At 69.3% G+C, this 19,570-nt stretch carries 13 protein-coding genes; 10 read left to right on the top strand and 3 right to left on the bottom strand.

The annotated features are described in order from the left end of the window. The first annotated feature begins 5 nt into the window (after positions 1-5). The 7 genes from AC3WOH_RS10245 (at position 6) to AC3WOH_RS10215 (ending at position 12,192) form a co-directional block, all read left to right on the top strand. Positions 6-3,911, top strand: coding sequence for a cellulose synthase subunit BcsC-related outer membrane protein (locus AC3WOH_RS10245; protein ID WP_492229252.1), 3,906 nt, complete (start codon positions 6-8; stop codon positions 3,909-3,911). Position 3,912: 1 nt separating this feature from the next. Beyond that, entirely contained in the window at positions 3,913-5,742 is a 1,830-nt protein-coding gene (gene bcsE, locus AC3WOH_RS10240) for a cellulose biosynthesis protein BcsE (RefSeq protein WP_492229251.1), read from the top strand. After that, positions 5,739-5,912, top strand: a complete 174-nt coding sequence (locus AC3WOH_RS10235) for a hypothetical protein (protein WP_492229250.1) — start codon at positions 5,739-5,741, stop codon at positions 5,910-5,912. Before bcsE ends, AC3WOH_RS10235 begins: the two co-directional genes overlap by 4 nt. A 25-nt stretch (positions 5,913-5,937) precedes the next feature. After that, a complete protein-coding gene (gene bcsQ / locus AC3WOH_RS10230) occupies positions 5,938-6,726 on the top strand; it encodes a cellulose biosynthesis protein BcsQ (protein ID WP_492229249.1) in 789 nt (262 codons plus the stop codon). Beyond that, a complete protein-coding gene (gene bcsA, locus AC3WOH_RS10225; RefSeq protein WP_492229248.1) occupies positions 6,723-9,233 on the top strand; it encodes a UDP-forming cellulose synthase catalytic subunit in 2,511 nt (836 codons plus the stop codon). Before bcsQ ends, bcsA begins: the two co-directional genes overlap by 4 nt. Further along, positions 9,230-10,798: a cellulose biosynthesis protein BcsG gene (bcsG, locus tag AC3WOH_RS10220; RefSeq protein WP_492229247.1), complete on the top strand. Its 1,569-nt coding sequence runs from the start codon at positions 9,230-9,232 to the stop codon at positions 10,796-10,798. The genes bcsA and bcsG overlap by 4 nt, the downstream gene beginning before the upstream one ends. Positions 10,799-10,959: 161 nt before the next feature. Then, positions 10,960-12,192 (top strand): multidrug effflux MFS transporter, encoded by a 1,233-nt coding sequence (locus AC3WOH_RS10215; RefSeq protein WP_492229246.1) that lies wholly within the window; start codon positions 10,960-10,962, stop codon positions 12,190-12,192. A 140-nt stretch (positions 12,193-12,332) separates the two neighbouring features. On the opposite strand, the gene AC3WOH_RS10210 is transcribed toward AC3WOH_RS10215, so the two are convergent. From AC3WOH_RS10210 to orn, 3 genes are all read right to left on the bottom strand, one after another. Then, the gene (locus AC3WOH_RS10210; protein ID WP_492229245.1) at positions 12,333-13,802 is read right to left on the bottom strand and encodes a sensor domain-containing diguanylate cyclase; all 1,470 of its coding nucleotides are present in this window, start codon (positions 13,800-13,802) and stop codon (positions 12,333-12,335) included. A gap of 149 nt (positions 13,803-13,951) precedes the next feature. After that, entirely contained in the window at positions 13,952-15,880 is a 1,929-nt protein-coding gene (locus AC3WOH_RS10205) for a DEAD/DEAH box helicase (protein WP_492229244.1), read from the bottom strand. 298 nt (positions 15,881-16,178) lie between these two features. Continuing rightward, the gene (gene orn, locus AC3WOH_RS10200) at positions 16,179-16,757 is read right to left on the bottom strand and encodes an oligoribonuclease (protein WP_492229243.1); all 579 of its coding nucleotides are present in this window, start codon (positions 16,755-16,757) and stop codon (positions 16,179-16,181) included. 38 nt (positions 16,758-16,795) lie between these two features. Between orn and AC3WOH_RS10195 the strand changes: the two genes are divergently transcribed. From AC3WOH_RS10195 to rsgA, 3 genes are read left to right on the top strand one after another with little or no spacing between them, the layout of a single operon-like run. Further along, positions 16,796-18,109: a M48 family metallopeptidase gene (locus AC3WOH_RS10195; protein ID WP_492229242.1), complete on the top strand. Its 1,314-nt coding sequence runs from the start codon at positions 16,796-16,798 to the stop codon at positions 18,107-18,109. Continuing rightward, positions 18,106-18,462 carry a 4a-hydroxytetrahydrobiopterin dehydratase gene (locus AC3WOH_RS10190; RefSeq protein ID WP_492229241.1) on the top strand — a complete coding sequence of 119 codons (357 nt, stop codon included), beginning with the start codon at positions 18,106-18,108 and terminating at the stop codon, positions 18,460-18,462. The genes AC3WOH_RS10195 and AC3WOH_RS10190 overlap by 4 nt, the downstream gene beginning before the upstream one ends. Before the next feature lie 30 nt (positions 18,463-18,492). Next, positions 18,493-19,437 (top strand): ribosome small subunit-dependent GTPase A, encoded by a 945-nt coding sequence (rsgA, locus tag AC3WOH_RS10185; RefSeq protein WP_492229240.1) that lies wholly within the window; start codon positions 18,493-18,495, stop codon positions 19,435-19,437. Positions 19,438-19,570: the final 133 nt, after the last annotated feature.

Here is a 19,570-nt window from a genome sequence, read left to right as displayed (position 1 = left end):
CCCGGATGCCCCGCCGCACCCGCCAATGGCTGCCCTCGCTCACCCTGCTGGCCGCCGCCTGCCTACCGGCCGGCCACGGCGTGCTGGCCAGCGCGCCGCCCGCCATCGAGGCCGAGCTGCTCAGCGGCGCGCGCCTGTGGGCATCGAAGAACCGGCCCGACATGGCGCGCCAGCTGGTGGACAAGCTGCTGGCCATGGACCCCTACTCGCCCCAGGGCCTGGGCACCCTCGGTGATCTGGCCCTGCGCGAGAAGAAGACCGACGAGGCCAAGCGCATCCTGGAGACACTGCGCACCCGCCACCCCCAGCACAAGGTCACGCAGGAACTCGAAACCCTGGTGCGCGTGTACGGCCCCGAGCGCGAAAAACTCTCGCAGATGCGCCTGATGGCGCGCGCCGGCCGCAAGGCCGAGGCCGCCGACCTGGCGCGCGAACTGTTCCCGCAGGGCCCGCCCGAACTCGGCGGCCTGGCGCTCGAATACCACCAGATCATGGGCGGCTCGGGCGGCAAGGGCAGCGAGTCCGTGCGCCAGCTGGGCAAGCTCTACCAGGACACGGGCGAGTCGCGCTACCGCCTGGCCCAGCTGGAGATGCGCATGTACAGCGGTGAGAACCCCACGGCCGTGGTGCAGGAGATCGAGGCGCTCTCCAAACAACCCGACGTGAACGCCCAGCAGCTGCAGGACCTGTGGCGCCGCGCCGTGGACCGGCTGCCCAACACCGCCGGCAACCTGCCGCGCGTGCGCAGCTTTCTGCAGCGCTACCCCGGTGACCAGGCCATGGTGGAGCGCCTGGCCGCCATGCAGCAGGCCGTGGAACGTGCCGAGCGCGCGGCGCGCGACCCCGCCAACATCGCGCGCAATGCCGCGCGCGTGGCCTTGGACCAGGGCAACACCGAGCGCGCCGAAGAGCAGCTGCAGACCGTGCTGGCGTTGCGCCCCTCCGATGGCGAGAGCCTGGGCAACCTGGGCATGATCCGCCTGCGCCAGGGCCAGCATGGAGAGGCCCAGGACCTGTTCGGCCAGGCCTTCGCGCTCACGCGCCAGGGCAAGTGGAAGGACCTGCAGGCCACGGCCCGGTTCTGGGGCTACCTGCGCCAGGCCGACGTGGCGCTGGAGAAGAACGAACTGGCCACGGCCGCCGACCTCGCAGGCCGGGCCCTGGCCATGCAACCGAACAACGCCGAAGCCCTGACCACGCTGGCCAGCATCCGCGACCTGCAGGGCGAGCGCACCCAGGCCGAAGCCCTGTACCAGAGCGCCCTCAAGGCCGAGGCCAACAACAGCGCGGCCTTCAAGGGATTGGCCGGGCTGTATGCACGCACGGGCCGCGCGGGCGAAGCCCTGGCGCTGCTGGAAAAAGCCTCTGCCAGCGATGCGGCCCTGGGCGACAAGCTGGTCGGCACGCGGGCCGACATCCTCGGCGCCCAGGCCGACGAGCACCTGGCGGCCCAGCGCCTGAGCGCCGCCATGCGCACGCTGGAGTCGGCCGTGCTGCTCACGCCCGACGATGCCTGGCTGCGCCACCGCCTGGCGCGCCTGTACCTGCGCCTGAACCTGCCGCGCGAGGCGCTGAGCGTGATGGACGATGGCATTGCACGCACCACGGCCAGCGCATCGATGGCGGCGGAGGACCGCAGCGCCATGCGCTATGCGCGTGCGCTGATCCGCTCGGCGGTGGACGACGACCAGGGCGCCCTCTCCGACCTGGCACAGATCCCCACGGCCGCGCAGACCGATGCCATGCGCGCGCTGGTGCAGCGTTCCACGGTCAAGTCGCTGGTGGCCCAGGGCGGCGCCAGCCGCAGCCCGGCAGAGGCCCAGGCCCTGCTCGACAGGGCCGAGCAAGTGGCCGGCAACGACGCCGAGCTGCTGTACGCCGTGGCCAACACCTGGTTCCGCCGTGCCCAGCCGGCGCGCGGCGTGGCCGTGTTCGACCGCCTGGCCGCGCGCAGCCCCAGCCTGCCGATGGAGGTGCAGCTCGACCACGCCCTGCTGCTCAACCGTGCGCAGGACGACGTGGGCCTGGCAGCCCGCCTGCCCGCGCTGCTGCAGTCGCCCGGCTGGAGTGCCGAGCAGGAGACACGCCTCGTGGCCCTGTACACCGCGCACCGCGAGCGGCTCATCGAGCAGCAGCGCCAGGCCGGCCGCCTCGGCGAGGCCCTGCGCCTGGCACGCCAGCCCCTGCAACTGCCCGACACACCGGCCACCGCACAGCAGCGCACGCAGACCCAGGCCCGCCTGCTCCTGGCCGCTGGCGAATACGCCGATGCTGCCCGCTTGCTGGCCCCGCTGGCCCAGAGCCAGCCCGAGAGCCTGGAGATCCGCATGGGCCTGGCGGATGCGCTGTCGCGCCTGGGCGACGCGCAGGCCACCACCGTGCATGCCCTGTGGCTGCAAGAGCACCTGCCGCCTGCCGATGCAGGCCAGCAACTGGCGCTGCTGCGCATCTGGCAGCGCGTGGGCCGCATGGACGAAGCCCGTGCGCTGTCCGCCCGGCTGCTGCAGGACTTTCCGCAGGACAGCGATGTGCTGCTGCACGCCGCGCGCCTGGAACGCGCCAACCGCAACTACGCGCAGGCCCTGGTGTTTTTCCGCAGCGCACTCACGCTGGAGACACGCGGCGCCGTGCCATCGGCGGCAGCCCCCTCCGAGGACGCCACCGAAGCCGAGGCGCCGCTGAAGCTGCAGCAGAGCTACGCGCTCTCGCTGCCCGTGGACACGGCCGTGGTGGCCAAGATCCAGGGCGAGATCGATGCCATCGAGGCACGCCGCCAGGTCTGGATCGAGGCCGCCCACACGGGCCTGCGCAAGAACTCCACCGAAGGCATCTCCAGCCTGCGCGGCTGGGAGCGGCCCGTGGTGGCCTGGATGCCGCGCGGCTATGACGGCCACTACTTCCTGCACGTGGACCGGGTCAAGCTCGACGCGGGCGAGCTGCCGGCCGATGGATCGGACTTCACCGACTTCGGCCAAATCGCGGCGCTGCCGCCCAACTCGCCCCTGCTCTACCGGCGCCAGCGCGGCATGGGCACCAACCTGGGCTTCGGCTTCGTGGGCGATGATTTCCAATGGGACATCGGTGCCACGGGCGTGGCCTTTCCGGTGACCAACCTCGTGGGGGGCGTCGCCAGGACGGGCACGCTGGGCCGCTACGGCTACAAGCTCGAAGCCTTTCGCCGGCCCATCACGGGCAGCCTGCTGTCCTATGCGGGCGCGCGCGACCCCATCACCGGCCAGGTGTGGGGCGGCGTGGTGGCGACCGGGGCGGCCGGCCGGCTGTCCACCGACTTGGGCCCCTACAGCGCCTCGGCCAGCCTGAACCTCGCCGCCCTCACGGGCAAGAACGTGGAAACCAACACCCGCGCCCAGCTGCGCGTGGCCGTGGACCGCGATGTCTGGAAGGACACCACCAGCGTGGTCAACATGGGCATCACCTTCTCGGCCTGGCACTACGGCAAGGACCTGTCGGAGTACAGCTTCGGCCACGGCGGCTACTACAGCCCGCGCAGCTATGCCTCCATCGCGCTGCCCATCGAGTGGAGCGGCCGCAAGGGCGCCTTCACCTGGCTGGCGCGCGGCGCCATCTCGGTCTCGCGCAGCAGCAGCGCCGACACCGACTACTTCCCGCAGAGCGCGCTGCTGCAGTCGCTGGCGCGCGCGCGCCTGGCCGAAAGCGGCAGCGTGCCGGTGTACACGGGCAGTTCGGGCTCGGGCTTCGGCCGCTCGTTCCGCGGGGTGCTGGAGTACCAGGTCAACAAGAACCTGTCGCTCGGTGCCCAGCTGGAGCTGGACCGCTCGGCCTACTACGCGCCCACCAACCTCATGGTCTACGGCCGCTACCGCTTCGACCCGGTGCTCGCGCCGCTGGAAAACCGCCCACGCCCGGTGCAGCCCTATTCGAGTTTCTGACATGTCTTCCGCTTCTTCCTCCCCGCGAAAAGGTGCTGCGCCCACCGGGCTGCTGCGCTCTGCCGCGCGCTGGCTGTGGCCTGCACTGCGCAAGGACGCGGCCGCCAGCGCCACGCCCACGCGCATCGGCATCGAAGGCCTGCCCGATGGCGTGGGCCTGCTGCCCCCGCATGTGCCGGTGTCCCTGGTAGCCGCCGACGACAGCAGTGCGGCGCTGTGGTTCCCGGCCCTGATCGAGGATGCCGTCGCCGCCGGCCCGGTGGCCCTGCTTGCATCGAGCGCGCCGTGGGCCGACGCGCTGCTGCAGCGCCCGGCGCTGCAGGCCGCCTACCGCGCCGGGCGCCTGCAGCTGTGGCTGCTCGCACCGGGCCTGCAGGCCGAGGTGCGCCGCCACGGCCTGCCCCCGCTGCTGGAAGAGCTCGAACGCACCGGCCTGCAGCCCGGGCACGCGCTGTACGTCTGCGATGCGCAGGGCCTGCTCAATGGCCTGAGCGTGGCCGAACTGGCGCGCGTGAGCCGCCAGCTCAGCGCCCTGTGCCGCGAGCGCCTGCGCCCGGTGGTGCTGGGCTTCTTCCCGCCGCTGGAACCCGAGGTGCTGTTGCCCGCGCTGCGCAACCTGTGCCAGATGTCCATGCACATCGCCACGCTGCGCGCCGAGGCCGACCGCTGGAGCCTGGGCCTGGAGCGCTGGAACACGGACGCCGGCGCCCTGTTCCAGACCGCCTTCGGCCTGCTGCACGATGTCGCCACGGACCGCCTGGCCGCCGACGGCACGCGCACCCGCGGTGCCGTGCGCGAGCTGGTCGAGGCCGTGGACCAGTCGGAGGTGATCGCCACGCGCGCCTCGGTCGACGGCCAGCGCGGCGTGCCCGGCCACTGGCGCATCGTCGACAGCCTGGCCGACCTGGAAGTGGCCGCCGCCGCGAGCGTGGCCGCCACGGTGCTGATCGATGCGGGCCAGGCCTCGGACTTCGAATCGCGCGCGCGCCTGGTGCACCAGCTGCGCCTGTCGCGCCCGCGCACGCTCAAGATCGTGGTGCGCGAGAACCTGGGCAAGCTGCGCACGCACAGCGAGCAGGCCCTGCTGCAACTGGGCGCGAGCACCGTGGTCTACAAGGAGGTGGGCTTCTCCCGCCTGCTGCAGCTGCTGCAGGACATCAACGCCCAGAGCCACACCCGCAAGGTGCACCCCGACTACGAACAGGCGCTGGACAGCTTCATGCCCGCGCGCGAGCGCGGCTACCAGCCGCCCGCGCAGTTCTGCGCCCTGGTGCGCGGCATGCTGGACCGCACCCGCGGCATCGGCCTGTCGCACAGCCTGGTGCGCCTGAACGTGCTGGCGCAGATCCCGCACCTGGACGCGCTGCGCGCCTGCCACACGGCGCGCGACGGCGACCTGCTCACGGCCGACCATGAAGGCGTCTACGTCTTCCTGTTCGCCTGCCGCGAGCCCGACGTCGAGCTGGCGCTCAACCGCCTGTTCACCCTGCCCCTGACCCAGCTGTTCGCCAGCGAAGCCACGGACAGCACGGACACCGGCATCCGCGCCATGCTGGCACCACTGCAGGAGTCGCTGCGCAAGGGCCTGCCCGACTACAGCGCCGCCCTTGCGGCCAACCCCAGGCCCACCGCGGTGCCCGCCCAGGCTGCACCAGCGGCACCACCGCGCACGGCCGGCATGCCGGCCCTGCCGGCCACAGCCGGCCTGGCGGCCGAGGCCGCCGGCACCGAGCCCCGCGCGCTGCAGCCCCTGGCCGACGGACCGGGCGTGCAGCACCGGCCCATTGCGCGGCGTGCCGTGCCGCGCCCCTCACCGAGGTCGATGGCATGAAGTTCCTGATCGAGTTGTTGTTCTACATCGTGCTGGGCGCCCTGCTGGCCTGGCCCTGCTGGCTGCTGCTGCGCCGCGTGCGCCACGCGCACCGGCCGCTGCGCTGCGTGCAGCCCTACCGCCCCGCACTGCCACCCGCGGGTGCAGCGACCCCGCCGTCTGCGCCATGAGCCACCGAATGAAGAGAGACCCTGCATGCGTGTGATTGCCGTCGTATCGCCGCTCGGTGGATCGGGGCGCACCACCCTGACCGCCCACCTGGCCACGCTCCTGGCGCGCCAGGGCCAGCCCTGCCTGGCGGTGGAGCTGAGCGCCCAGAACCTGCTGGCCAGGCACCTCGGGATGCAGGAGCCCAGCGCCCTGGGCTGGGCGCCCCTGGCGGCGGCCGGCCGGTGGTGGGCCGATGCCGCTTTCGAGAACACCGAGGGCGTGGGCGTGCTGCCCTATGGCAAGGCGCCACCCGAGGCGGCCGATGCCCTGCACCGGCAACTGCAGGTGCAGCCGCGCTGGTTGCAGGACCAGCTGGAGCTGCTGGACGTGCCCGAGGCCTGCACCGTGGTGCTGGACACACCGGCCTGGCCGTCCCCGCTGGCGCATGCCGCACTGCGCTGCGCCGATGCCGTGCTGGTGACCCTGGAAGCCTCGGCCCGCGCCTGCGCCGACCCCTCAGCCGTGCAGGCCATGCTGTCCGATGCGGCAGCGGCGCCGGCCGACCAGGGCGTGCTCGTGACACGCTTCGACCCGCGCCGGATCTCGCACCGCGATGCCCTGCAGACGCTGCGCACGCAATGGGGCGAGCGGCTGATCCCCTACACGCTGCACGAAGACGAGAACATCCCGCGGGCCCTGGCGCGCGCGATGTGCGTGGGCAGTTTCGCGCCCCAGGCGCAGTCCGCCCGCGACCTGCAGGGGGTGTGCAACTGGCTCACCGGCCCCCGCCTGGCCCCCTCATCGATGCTGGCCACCGGAGCAGGCCGGCCATGACGGAGCCGTCCGCCCCCGGCGTGGCCCGGCCCGCCGACACCCCCGTGGCACGGGACGCCCGCGCCTGGTTGCGCCTGGCGCAGGCGTGGCTCGCACGCCAGCTCGAAGTGGCACCCGGCGCACCCTGGTGGATGTGGCTGTGGCGCTGCCTCGTGCTGCCCGCCACGCCCGACCGCGCCCTGCTGCCCTGGCTGCTGCGGCCGGTGCAGGCGCTGTTCGCCGCCCTGGGCTGGGCCCTGCGCTGGGGCTGGAAGGGCCTGTTGCTGGCGCTCTTCGCCGCGTTCTGGCCGGTACGGCTGTTCCTGCGCGCCATGGACCGGGTGGCCACCCACGTCAATGTGGCCAAGGGCATGCGCCTGGCCGACCAGGTGCTGTCGCCCGCCATGGAGATCCCGGGCCTGCGCTGGGTGGTGCTGGCCGTGGGCATGCTCGCCGGCCTGGTGGTGATGACCACGCCCTTCAACTGGTTCGGCCAGACCCTGTTCATGCTGCTGTGCTGGAGCCTGTCGCTGGTGCTGCGCCGCCTGCCCGGGCGCTACCCCTCGCTGGCGCTGGCGGCCATCAGCCTGCTGGCCATGGGCCGCTATGCCTGGTGGCGCCTGACCTCGTCCATCGAATTCGACACCGTCATCGAATCCTTCCTGGGCTACGGCCTGCTGGCGGCCGAGGCCTACACCTGGCTGGTGGTGGTGCTGGGCTTCATCCAGACCGCCTGGCCGCTGCAGCGCCGCCCCGCCGCGCTGCAGGGCATGCCGGCCTCCTGGCCCACGGTGGACGTGTACATCCCCACCTACAACGAGCCGCTGAGCGTGGTGCGCACCACGGTGCTGGCCGCCATGGCGCTGGACTGGCCCGAGGACAAGGTCAAGGTCTTCATCCTGGACGACGGCCGGCGCGAGGAATTCCGCGCCTTTGCCGAGTCCATGGGCGTGGGCTACATCGTGCGCCCCGACAACAACCACGCCAAGGCCGGCAACCTGAACCACGCCCTGACCAAGACCGACGGCGAACTGGTCGCCATCTTCGACTGCGACCACATCCCCACGCGCTCCTTCCTGACCACGGCCGTGGGCTGGTTCCAGCGCGACCCGAAGTGCGCCATGCTGCAGACGCCGCACCACTTCTTCTCGCCCGACCCGTTCGAGCGCAACCTGGGCACCTTCCGCCGAGTGCCCAACGAGGGCGCGCTGTTCTACGGCCTGATCCAGGACGGCAACGACTTCTGGAACGCCACCTTCTTCTGCGGCTCCTGCGCCGTGATCCGCCGCGGCCCGCTGCTGGAGGTGGGCGGCATCGCCGTGGAGACCGTGACCGAGGATGCGCACACGGCCCTCAAGCTGCACCGGCGCGGCTACACCACGGCCTACATCAACGAGACGCAGGCCGCGGGCCTGGCGACCGAGAGCCTGTCGGCCCACGTGGGCCAGCGCATCCGCTGGGCGCGCGGCATGGCGCAGATCTTCCGCGTGGACAACCCCTTCCTGGGCAAGGGCCTCACGCTGTGGCAGCGCATCTGCTACGCCAATGCCATGGTGCACTTCTTCTTCGGGTTGCCACGGCTGGTGTTCCTCACCGCGCCCATGGCCTTCCTGTTCTTCGAGTGGCACATCATCAACGCGGGCGCCATCATGATCGCGCTGTACGTGCTGCCCTACATCCTGCAGTCCAACATCGCCAACGCCCACGTGCAGGGCGAGCACCGCCACACCTTCTGGGCCGAGGTCTACGAGACCGTGCTGGCCTGGTACGTGGCCCTGCCCACCACGGTGGCGCTGATCAACCCGCGCCTGGGCAAGTTCAACGTCACGGCCAAGGGCGGGCTGGTGGAGCAGCCGTACTTCGACTGGGTGATCTCGCGCCCTTACACCGTGCTGGTGCTGCTGAACTTCGCGGCCTTTGCCATGGGCATCGGGCGCCTGTTCTTCTGGAACACGGACGAGACCGCCACCGTGCTGCTGAACCTCTTGTGGACCACCTACAGCATCCTGATGCTGGGCGCCGCACTGGGCGTGGCCTCCGAGGCGCGCCAGGTGCGCCGCATGCACCGCGTGGCGACCCAGCTGCAGGCCACGCTGTACCTCGATGACGGCAGCGTGCTGCAGGCCGTGTGCATCGACTTCTCGATGACGGGCCTGGGCCTGCAGTTGCCGGATGGCACGCCGCTGGCCGTGGGCGACAGGGTCCAGGTGGGCCTGTGGCGCGGCGATACCGAGTGCACCTTCCCCGCCACCATCATGCTGCACCGGGGCCAGGGCGCCACGGGCCTGCAATTCGACCCCATGACCCGCGAACAACAGATCGACCTGGTGCAATGCACCTTTGCGCGCCCCGATACCTGGCGCGAGTGGAACGACAGCCACGACACCGACCGCCCCCTGCACGGCCTGCAGGAGATCGCCCAGCTCGGTGTGCTGGGCTACCGCAAGTTCTGGGAGTCGCTGGTGGAGGCCACCCGGGCCCGCTGGTCCCGGGGCCGCAAGCGCGCACCGCAAGGGCTGCGCGCATGAGCTACTGGAACCTGTATTTCCTGGTCAAGGTGGGCCTGTATTTCACCGGCTACATCGGCTTCAACTGGTGGCTGAACCTGCTGCTGTGGCTGGCCCTGCTGCCGCCCATCGGGCACCGGCTGGCGCGGCGCACGCGCGCCGTGCTGGCCTGGCCGGCCGCCATCGCGCTGCTGTACTACGACTCCTATTTGCCCACGCTGGAGCGGGTGCTGTCCCAGCTCAAGGCCCTGGCGGGCTTCAGCGCCGACTACTGGCTGGAGCTGGCCGGGCGCCTGGTGAGCCCTGCGGCCCTGGTGGTGGCGATTGCCGGCCTGTTCCTGTACGCGGCGCTGGCGCGGCGCGTGCGCTTTGCCACCTTTGCGCTGGCCGGCATCCTGAGCGTGCCGCTGGTCGCCGCGATCCAGGAACGCAAGGCCGAGGAGAACGCCGCCGGCACCCTGGCCAGCCAGGGCGATGGCAGCCAGGCGGCCGATGCCGCGGACCCCGACGCCCTGCTGCAGAAGTTCTACACCGCCGAAGCACAAAAGCGCCTGCAGTTCACCCCGGCGGCGGGCGGCACGCCGCCGTTCGACATCATCCTGCTGCATGTGTGCTCGCTGTCCTGGGACGACATGGAGTTCGTCGGCCAGCGCAACCACCCGCTGCTGCAGCGCTTTGACGCGCTGTTCACCAACTTCAACAGCGCGGCCAGCTACAGCGGTCCGGCCTCGCTGCGCGTGCTGCACGGCTCCTGCGGTCAGACGCCGCACAAGAAGCTCTACGAAGGCATCGATCCGCAGTGCTACGTGTTCCCCAACCTGGAGAAGCTGGGCTACCAGACCGCAGGCCTGCTCAACCACGACGGCGTGTACGAGGAGTTCGCCCACACGCTGGAGCAGCGCGGGGGCCTGGCCGGCAAGCTGCAGCGCAACCAGGATGCGCCGGTGCACATGCAGAACTTCGACGGCTCGCCGATCTACAACGACCATGCCCTGCTGTCGCAGTGGTGGAAGAAACGCAGCGCCCAGGGCGGCGCGCCCGTGGCCCTGTACTACAACACCATCTCGCTGCACGACGGCAACCGCGTGCCGGGCATGAGCTCGCGCAGCAGCCTCGACACCTACAAGCCGCGCCTGGTGCAGCTGATGGCCGACTTCGACAAGTTCATCTCGGAGCTGGAGAGCGCCGGCCGCCCGGTGGTGGTGATGCTGGTGCCCGAGCACGGCGCCTCGCTGCGCGGCGACAAGATCCAGATCTCGGGCATGCGCGAGATCCCGGGCCCGCGCATCACGCTGGTGCCGGCCGCCGTGAAGCTGGTGGGCATGAAGAAGGCCCCCGACGCAGCGCCCACCGCCCCGGTGGTGGTGAACCAGCCCATGAGCTACCTGGGCCTGTTCACGCTGCTGGGCGACCTGATGGCCGACAACCCGTTTGCACCCACGGCACGCCCGCTGGCCGAGCGCCTGCAGGCGCCCGAGACCACGCCCTTCGTCTCGGAAAATGCCGACGTGATCGTGATGCGCAACGCGGCTGGCAAGTACCTGATGAAGTCGGGCAATGGCGAGTGGATCCCCTACACCTATTGAGACGCGCAAGTAGCCCCATGTTGGTGCAAGGATTGCGCCGGCGCGGCACCTGAGCGGGTGGGTTCCCGCATAATGCAGTGAGGCGCACCGGCCTGCCCGGTGCGCTCTTTTCTTTGGGCCCCGCGCGGCGCCCTCCCCACGAACCCGGTCCCCCTCTTCGCATGCACCCACAAGCCCATCTGCTCTGGAAAGCGCCCCGCTGGGCCTTGGCGGTGCTGCTGGCGGTGCTGGGCATGCTGGGGCCGTTTTCCATCGACACCTACATCCCGGCCTTCTCGGGCATCGCCGCCGCCCTGGGCGCGACGCCGGTGCAGATGCAGCAGACCCTGTCGGCCTACCTGTTCGGCTTTGCCTTCATGAGCCTGTTCCACGGGGCCCTGGCCGACAGTTTCGGCCGCCGGCCTGTGATCCTCTGGGGCATTGCGGTCTTCACGCTGGCCTCGGCCGGCTGCGCGCTGTCGCAGACCATCGGGCAGCTGGTGTTCTTCCGCGCGCTGCAGGGCCTGTCCACGGGTGCCGGCATCGTGGTCTCGCGCGCGGTGATCCGCGACATGTTCCCGCCCGCCCAGGCGCAGAAGGTGATGAGCCAGGTCACCATCTACTTCGGCGTGGCGCCGGCCATCGCGCCCATCGTGGGCGGCTGGCTGTTCGTGCACACCGGCTGGCACAGCATCTTCTGGTTCCTGACCCTGGTGGGCGTGGCGCTGTGGACCACCAACTACCGCCTGCTGCCCGAGACGCTGCACGTGGACCAGCGCCAGCCCTTCAACATGCGCCACCTGGTGCGCGGCTATGTGCAGCTGGGTTCGAGCGCGCGCTTCGTGCTGCTGGCGCTGGCCAGCGGCGTGCCCTTCAACGGCATGTTCCTGTACGTGCTGTCGGCACCGGCCTTCCTCGGCGACCACCTGGGCCTGGCGCCCACGCAGTTCTTCTGGTTCTTCGTCCTCACCATCTCGGGCATCATGGGCGGCGCCTGGCTCAGCGGGCGCCTGGCCGGGCGCATTCCGCCCAAGCGCCAGATCCGCCACGGCTTTCTGATCATGTTCACGGTGGCCGTGCTCAACCTGGTGGCCAACCTGCTGTTCCCACCGCACGCCGCGTGGGCGCTGCTGCCGATTGCCGTGTTCGCCTTCGGCTGGGCGCTGATGGTGCCCGTGGTGACGCTGCTGGTGCTGGACCTGCACCCCGAGCGCCGCGGCATGGCCTCGTCCATGCAGGCCTTCGTGGGCTCCACGGCCAACGGCCTGGTGGCCGGCGTGATCGCGCCGCTGGTCATGCATTCCACCCTGTGGCTGGCCCTGTCGTCGCTGCTGATGATGGGTGTCGGCCTGGTGGCCTGGGTCTACCTGCACCACCGCTGGCCCGACATCGGCCGCAACCCCGTGAATTTGTAAGCCCCCCTGAGTCGCTTCGCGCCATCCCCCAAGGGGACGCCACCCCTGGCCTGGCAAAGCCAGTTCCACGGTGGCGCTGGCGTGGGGGTACACGCCCGTTGCGCCAGAAACCGTATAGCGCCTTGTCGCGCCGTACGGACTCAGTCAGGGGCCTGCCGGCGGTCGTGGCCCTTTTGCTGGTAGTAGCGGTTCTTTTCCGCGTACATGGCCTGGTCGGCACGGTTGATGGTGGCTTCCACCGCATCGCCGGACTGGCAGCTGGCGATGCCCATGGCCAGGCTCAGGTGCTGGCCGGGGTAGAACTGGTTGTTCAATTCCAGCATGGAGATGATGCGCTCCTGCAGCGCCAGGGCCCCGCGCTCGTCGGTGCCCGGCAAGAGCACGGTGAACTCGTCGCCGCCGATGCGCGCGGCGCAGGCCGGCGCATCCACCGCCTTGGCCAGCACCTCGCCGACGCGGCGCAGCATGGAGTCGCCGGCCGCATGGCCCTGCTCGTCGTTGACGACCTTCAGGCCGTTGAGGTCGATGGCGATGACCGACAGCGGCCAGGGCCCCTTGCGCGTGAGGCGGTTGAGCTCTTCGGCATAGTAGGCGCGGTTGCGCAGCTGGGTGAGCACGTCGTGCTTGCCCAGGTATTCGAGGTAGGCCTCGGCCTTCTTGCGCGCGGTGATGTCCACCAGCGACAGCAGCACCAGGCCCCAGTCGTGCCGGTGGCTGTCGAGCACCGAGAACTGCATGTGGATGTTGACCGCGTCGCCCGAGAGCGAATAGTTGGTCACCTCGCGCTGCTGGAAGGTCTTGCCGTCCCACAGGTCCTGCAGCTGCTCGGCAAAGGATTCGTGCATCTCGCCACGGAACACCCGGCCGATGTTGTTGAGCAGCATCTCCTTGCTGGAGGCGCCGAACATGCGCAGGGTCTGCTGGTTCACGTCGATGACGCGGATCTCCTGCATGCAGCGGCCCACGAAGTCGGGGTGCACCTTGAGGAAGGTCTTGAAGTCGCCAATGCCCTGGGCGCGCACGCCGTCCAGCAGGTTCTTGACGGCGCTGAAGTCCTCGACCCACAGCGACACCGGCGAATGCTCGAACAGGTCGCGCGCGTACTGCTCGCTGCGCTGGATGCGGCGCGCATCGTTGAACTGCGCGGTGTTGTCTTCGAGCGAAACCAGCACGCGGCTCCAGTCGTGCTCATGGCCCGGCAGGATGCGCGCACGCACCTGCACATCCAGGCGCCGGCCATCGAGCGCATAGTTCACGGTCTGGTTGGAGAACTCCAGCTGCCCATCCCACAGCTGCGCCAGTTCGTGCGAGGCCGTGTCGTGCCGGTCGTCGCGAAAGACCTTGTCGAGGTTGGCGACCAGGTGCTCCAGGCTGTCGGCGGCAAACAGCTCCAGCGTGCGGCGGTTGACCTGCAGCACGCGCAGGGCGGCGCTGCACTGGCGCAGGCGGGCCCGGTCCTGGGCCAGGTGGGCGCGGATGTCGGTCACCCCTTCCGCGCGCCAGCCGTCGAACAGCTGTTTGAGCTCGCTGAAGTCCTCAAGCCACAAGGACACGGGCGCCAGCTCGAACATGTGCTCGTAATCGGCCCCCGAGGATAGAGATGACACCACGACAAATTCCTCCGTGGGCAATTATTGACGACACAGCCGCAGAAAACGGGGCCGGCGTGGCAGGGCGACGCAAAAAAGGGCTGGCACCTTGCGGTACCAGCCCTTCGGTGAAGCCCGCCAGGGGCGGGTTTCAGCAGGGGGATCGGCGATCAGCGTGCGGGGCGCGCAGGACGCTTGCGGGCGTCGTGGGCCACGAAAGGCTTGCCGCCACCTGCGCCTGCAGGCTTGGAAAATGCGGGCTTGCGGGGGGCGAAGTCGCCACGCGGTGCGCCGGCATCGCCGCGCGGGGCGAAGCGGCCCTGGCCGCTGTCACCGAAGCCCGCCTTGCGGCCATAGCCTTCGGCATCACGGCGCGGTGCGCCGCCGCCAAAGCCGCGGTCTTCACGGGGCGCGCCATAGCCGCCACCGCCGTTGCCGCCCTGGTAGCCACCGTCGCGGCCGCCGGAGAAGCCGCCGCGGTTGTCGTTGCCACGGCCGGCAAAACCGCCGCCGAAGCCACCACCGAAACCGCCACGGTCGCCACCGCGGTCGTTGCCGCCGAAGCCGCCACGGCCGTTGCCACCGAAGCGGCCACGCGATGGGTTGTCACGGTTGTCGTACGAGCGGCCCTGGCCGCCACGGCCACCGAAGTCGCCACGGGGTGCCTGGGGGGCACGTTGCGTGGGCTCCATGCCGGGCACGACTTCCGCCTTGAACTGCTGGCGGCTGTAGCTCTCGATGTCGTAGATCTTGCGGCGATCGCGGAACTCGGCGAAGGTCACGGCCAGGCCGTCGCGGCCGGCACGGCCGGTGCGGCCGATGCGGTGGGTGTAGTCCTCGGCCTTCATGGGCAGGCCGAAGTTGAACACGTGGGTGATGGTGGGCACGTCGATGCCGCGGGCTGCCACGTCGGTCGCCACCAGGATCTGCACCTGGCCGTTGCGCAGCGCCATCAGGCGGCGGTTGCGCAGGCCCTGGCTCAGGGCACCGTGCAGGGCCACGGCCGAGAAGCCGTCCTGCTGCAGGTCGTTGGCCAGGCCGTCGCACTCCACCTGGGTGCTGGCGAACACGATGGCCTGGTTGATCGAGGTGTCACGCAGCCAGTGGTCCAGCAGCTTGCGCTTGTGCTGGGCGTTGTCGGCCCAGTACAGCACCTGCTTGATGTTGGAGTGCTTCTCCTGCGGGGAGTCGATGGTCACCTTCTGCACCGACGAGCCGCCGTCGTGCATCACGCGCATGGCCAGTTGCTGGATGCGGGGCGCGAAGGTGGCGCTGAACATCATGGTCTGCTTGCGCTGGCTGGTCAGCTGGTTCAGCTCGGCCAGGTCGTCCGAGAAGCCCAGGTCGAGCATGCGGTCGGCTTCGTCCACGACGAGGAACTGCACCTTGTCGAGCTTGATCTGCATGGAGCGCTGCAGGTCCAGCAGGCGGCCGGGCGTGGCGACCACGAGGTCGGCGTTCTGCAGCTTGGCGATCTGCAGTTGGTAAGGCATGCCGCCCACCACGTTGGCCACGCGCAGGCCGCGGCAGTGCTTGACCAGGTCGATGGCGTCGTGCGCCACCTGCTGGGCCAGTTCACGGGTGGGGCACAGGATCAGGGCGCCGGGGGTGGCGGCCTTGAAGTTGCGCGAGCTGGTGGGGTCCTTGCGCTTGGCGCGCTTGGGGGCGGGCTCGCCACGCTCGGCGGCTTCGGCCACGGCACGCTCGAAGGCGGCGCGCTCTTCGGCTTCGGCCACGGCCTGCTGCTGGATCAGGGTGTGCAGCACGGGCAGCAGGAAGGCCGCAGTCTTGCCGCTGCCGGTCTGGCTGGAGACCATCAGGTCGATGAACTTGGAGGCATCGCTGCCCATGGCCAGGGGAATGGCCTTGCGCTGCACGCTGGTGGGCTGGGTGTAGCCCAGGTCGGCCACGGCGCGCACGAGTTCAGGGGCCAGGCCCAGCTCGACGAAGCCATTGGGCTCGGCGGCCACTTCGGCATCGCCTTCAGCGGCGGCAGCAGCCACCACGGCGTCCAGGGAGGAAGGCTGCACGGAAACGTCGGCAGCAAAGGAGGTATCGGCAGGCGCGAATTCGCCCTGCACCAAAGAGGTGTCGGTCATGAATTTTTCTCTCACGAAGACGGTCACGGGCGCTGCCCGTGATTGGCTTCGTCAAATGGTTAAAAAACATCAACCATCAAACGAAACCTGCGCTGGCTCTGGAAGATCAGGCCGATGCGGGTGGGCGTTATGCGCCAGTCCTGCACTGTCCAAGACAGTCGGCTGGCAAGCCCGGTGTGTGAGGGGAGATGCACAATCTGCGAGGGCATTCCCGCGCAGCCAGCGATTATGGCACGGATAAGGGTTTCCCCGCAATACCCGAGACGGCTGCCGGGTACTGCGGGAAACCTGGGGCCATTCAGACCGAGAGCAGGTGCTGGCGGTAGTGCGCCAGCTCGTCGATGGACTCGTGCACGTCGGCCAGGGCGGTGTGCTTTTGCGCCTTCTTGAAGCTGGTGTAGGCCTCGGGCTTCCAGCGCTTGGCCAGCTCCTTCAAGGTGCTGACATCGACGTTGCGGTAGTGGAAGAACTTTTCGAGCTTGGGCATGTAGCGCACCAGGAAGCGCCGGTCCTGGCCGATGCTGTTGCCGCACATGGGCGCCGTGCCCTTGGGCACGTACTGGGACAGGAAGGCGATGATCTGCGCTTCGGCCTCTTCCTCGGTGATGGTGGAGGCCTTGACCTTGTCGATCAGCCCACTGCGGCCATGTGTGCCCTTGTTCCAGGCGTCCATGCCATTGAGCAGTGCATCGGACTGGTGGATGGCGAACACCGGGCCTTCGACGCGTGGTTGCAGGCTCGGGCCGGTCACGACGACAGCAATCTCCAGCAGGCGGTCGGTGTCGGGCTCCAGGCCGGTCATTTCGCAGTCGAGCCAGACCAGGTTCTGGTCCGACTTGGCAAGCTTTTCGGGGATGGGGGTGTTGGCTTCTGACATGGCCGGCATTGTCTCCTATCCCCTAAACTCCCCTGTACATGCCGAATACCGACGATTTTTCCCCCTCGATGCTGCTCACGCTGGCCTTTGCCGCGGCCCTGGTCATCGGCCTGGCGCTCAAGTTCTGGCTGGCCAGCCGGCAGATCCGCCATGTGGCGCGCCACCGTGCCGGCGTGCCGCCCGCCTTTGCCGAGCGCATTCCCCTGGCGGCGCACCAGAAGGCAGCCGACTACACCATCACCAAGGCCCGTCTGGGCATGCTGGAGATGGCACTGGGTGCCGCCGTGCTCATGGGCTGGACCCTGCTCGGTGGCCTGGACGCGCTGAACCAGGCCCTGCTGTCCGCACTGGGCGGCGGCATGTGGCAGCAACTGGCGCTGCTGACGGCCTTTGCGGCCATCAGCGGGCTCATCGACCTGCCACTGTCGCTCTACCAGACCTTTGTGGTGGAAGAGCGTTTTGGCTTCAACAAGATGACCTGGCGCCTGTGGCTGGCCGACGCGCTCAAGGGCCTGCTGGTGGGCGCCGCCATCGGTCTGCCCATCGTGGCCCTGATCCTGTGGATCATGGGCGCCACCGGCCCCCTGTGGTGGCTGTGGGCCTGGTGCTTCTGGATGGGCTTCAACCTGCTGCTGATGGTCATCTACCCGACCTTCATCGCCCCCTTGTTCAACAAGTTCCAGCCCCTGGAAGACGAATCGCTCAAGGAGCGCGTGACGGCGCTCATGCAGCGCTGCGGCTTCTCGGCCAAGGGCCTGTTCGTGATGGATGGCAGCCGCCGCAGCGCGCACGCCAACGCCTACTTCACGGGTTTCGGCGCGGCCAAGCGCGTGGTGTTCTTCGACACCCTGCTGCGCCAGTTGGCGCCCGGCGAGGTCGAGGCCGTGCTGGCCCATGAGCTGGGCCATTTCAAGCACCGCCACATCGTGCAGCGCATCGTGGCCATGTTCGCCATGAGCCTGGTGGGCTTCGCCCTGCTGGGCTGGCTGTCCAACCAGGTCTGGTTCTACACCGGCCTGGGCGTGCGGCCCAACCTCTCGCTCGACCCGGCCGTGGCCGCCGCGCCCAACGACGCGCTGGCCCTGCTGCTGTTCATGCTGGCCGTGCCGGTGTTCACCTTCTTCATCTCGCCGCTGTTCGCACGCCAGTCGCGCCGCCATGAGTTCCAGGCCGACGCCTATGCCGTGGCCCAGGCCAGCGGTGCCGACCTGTCCTCGGCCCTGCTCAAGCTGTACGAAGACAATGCCTCCACGCTGACACCCGATCCGGTCTACGTGGCGTTCTACTACTCGCACCCGCCCGCCACCGAACGGCTGGCGCGCATGCACACCACCCCTGCCCCCAGCCTATGAGCACCGCCCCTGCCGCCTCCTCCATGTTTCCGAAAAAGGACTGGTCCACCACCCGGCGCCGCGCGCTGACCGCGACCGAGGTCGTCACGCAGCTGGCCCAGCTCGATGGCTGGAGCCTGACCGGCGACGGGGCCGACGTGGCGATCGAAAAGACCTTTCGCTTCGCGAACTACCACGAGACCATGGCCTTCGTGAACGCGGTGGCCTACGTGGCCCATGTGCAGGACCACCACCCCGACCTGTCGGTGCACTACGGCCGCTGCGTGGTGCGCCTGAACACGCACGACGTGAAGGGCATCTCGCTCACCGACTTCGAATGCGCCAAGCGCTTCGATGCGCTGCTCACCGCATGATGGTGGTGATGATGATGCGAGCACACCACCATGGCTGAGCGCAGCGCCCTGATGGAAGGCACGGTGGTGTCCAGCCACGGCCGCCACTGCGTGGTGGAAACGCCCGACGGCGAGCGCCGCATCTGCCACCCCCGGGGCAAGAAGAACCAGGCTGTCGTGGGCGACCAGGTGCTCTGGCAGGCCCCCCCGCCCGGCCAGGGCGAGGAGGGCACCATCGAGAAAATCAAAGAACGGCGCAACCTGTTCTACCGCCAGGACGAGATCCGCACCAAGTCCTTCGCGGCCAACCTGGACCAGGTGCTGATCCTGATCGCCGCCGAGCCGGTGTTTTCCGAAAGCCAGCTCTCGCGCGCGCTGATCGCGGCCGAGGCCGCGCAGATCACCCCCATCATCGCGCTCAACAAAAGCGACCTGGTCGAGCCCTTCGCCCGCGCCTGGGAGCGCCTGTTGCCCTACCGCCACATGGGTGGCGGGCAGCACTACGGCGTGCTGCCGCTGTCGCTGCGCCTGTCGAGCGAGGTGGACCGGGCCCTGCTCATGCAGCACCTGGCCGGCAAGACCACGCTGGTGCTGGGCCCCTCGGGCTCGGGCAAAAGCACGCTGATCAACCTGCTGGTGCCCGGCGCCACCGTGCTCACGGGCGAGATCTCGCAGGCCCTGAACTCGGGCAAGCACACCACCACCAGCACGCACTGGTACTGGATGGACAAGGAGCGCACCACGGCGCTGATCGATTCACCGGGTTTTCAGGAGTTCGGGCTGCACCACATCGCGCCCATGCAGCTGGCGGCCTGCATGCCGGACATCGCGGCGCATGCCACGGATTGCAAGTTCTACAACTGCACGCATCTGCATGAGCCGGGGTGTGGGGTGATCGAGGCCTTGAAGCGCAGTCCTCTGGAGGATGGGATCAGTGAGAGCCGGTACCGGATCTATGGGGATCTGTTTGCTGAGTTGAGCCATACGCGGTATTGAGAAATACCGCAAGGCATCGCTTCTGGGAGGTAGTTGCCTCTGTCGTTGGCAAAGGTCGGAGGCCGGGATGTGCGCCCGGCGGCGCACCTTCTTTCTTTTGCGTCGCCAAAAGAAAGAAGGCAAAGAAAAGGCG

Source organism: Acidovorax sp. FW305-C-20-28 (genome assembly GCF_058783375.1).
Note: the sequence above shows the minus strand (reverse complement) of the source record. Positions and strands in the feature narration are given on the sequence as shown.

Excerpts from the sequence above, each read along its gene's own strand:
- AC3WOH_RS10245 (WP_492229252.1), top strand. The coding sequence starts at position 6 with ATGCCCCGCCGCACCCGCCAATGGCTGCCCTCGCTCACCCTGCTGGCC.
- bcsG (WP_492229247.1), top strand. The coding sequence starts at position 9,230 with ATGAGCTACTGGAACCTGTATTTCCTGGTCAAGGTGGGCCTGTATTTC.
- rsgA (WP_492229240.1), top strand. The coding sequence starts at position 18,493 with ATGGCTGAGCGCAGCGCCCTGATGGAAGGCACGGTGGTGTCCAGCCAC.
- orn (WP_492229243.1), bottom strand. The coding sequence starts at position 16,757 with ATGTCAGAAGCCAACACCCCCATCCCCGAAAAGCTTGCCAAGTCGGAC.
- bcsQ (WP_492229249.1), top strand. The coding sequence starts at position 5,938 with ATGCGTGTGATTGCCGTCGTATCGCCGCTCGGTGGATCGGGGCGCACC.
- bcsE (WP_492229251.1), top strand. The coding sequence starts at position 3,913 with ATGTCTTCCGCTTCTTCCTCCCCGCGAAAAGGTGCTGCGCCCACCGGG.
- AC3WOH_RS10205 (WP_492229244.1), bottom strand. The coding sequence starts at position 15,880 with ATGACCGACACCTCTTTGGTGCAGGGCGAATTCGCGCCTGCCGATACC.
- AC3WOH_RS10215 (WP_492229246.1), top strand. The coding sequence starts at position 10,960 with ATGCACCCACAAGCCCATCTGCTCTGGAAAGCGCCCCGCTGGGCCTTG.
- AC3WOH_RS10235 (WP_492229250.1), top strand. The coding sequence starts at position 5,739 with ATGAAGTTCCTGATCGAGTTGTTGTTCTACATCGTGCTGGGCGCCCTG.
- AC3WOH_RS10190 (WP_492229241.1), top strand. The coding sequence starts at position 18,106 with ATGAGCACCGCCCCTGCCGCCTCCTCCATGTTTCCGAAAAAGGACTGG.
- AC3WOH_RS10195 (WP_492229242.1), top strand. The coding sequence starts at position 16,796 with ATGCCGAATACCGACGATTTTTCCCCCTCGATGCTGCTCACGCTGGCC.
- bcsA (WP_492229248.1), top strand. The coding sequence starts at position 6,723 with ATGACGGAGCCGTCCGCCCCCGGCGTGGCCCGGCCCGCCGACACCCCC.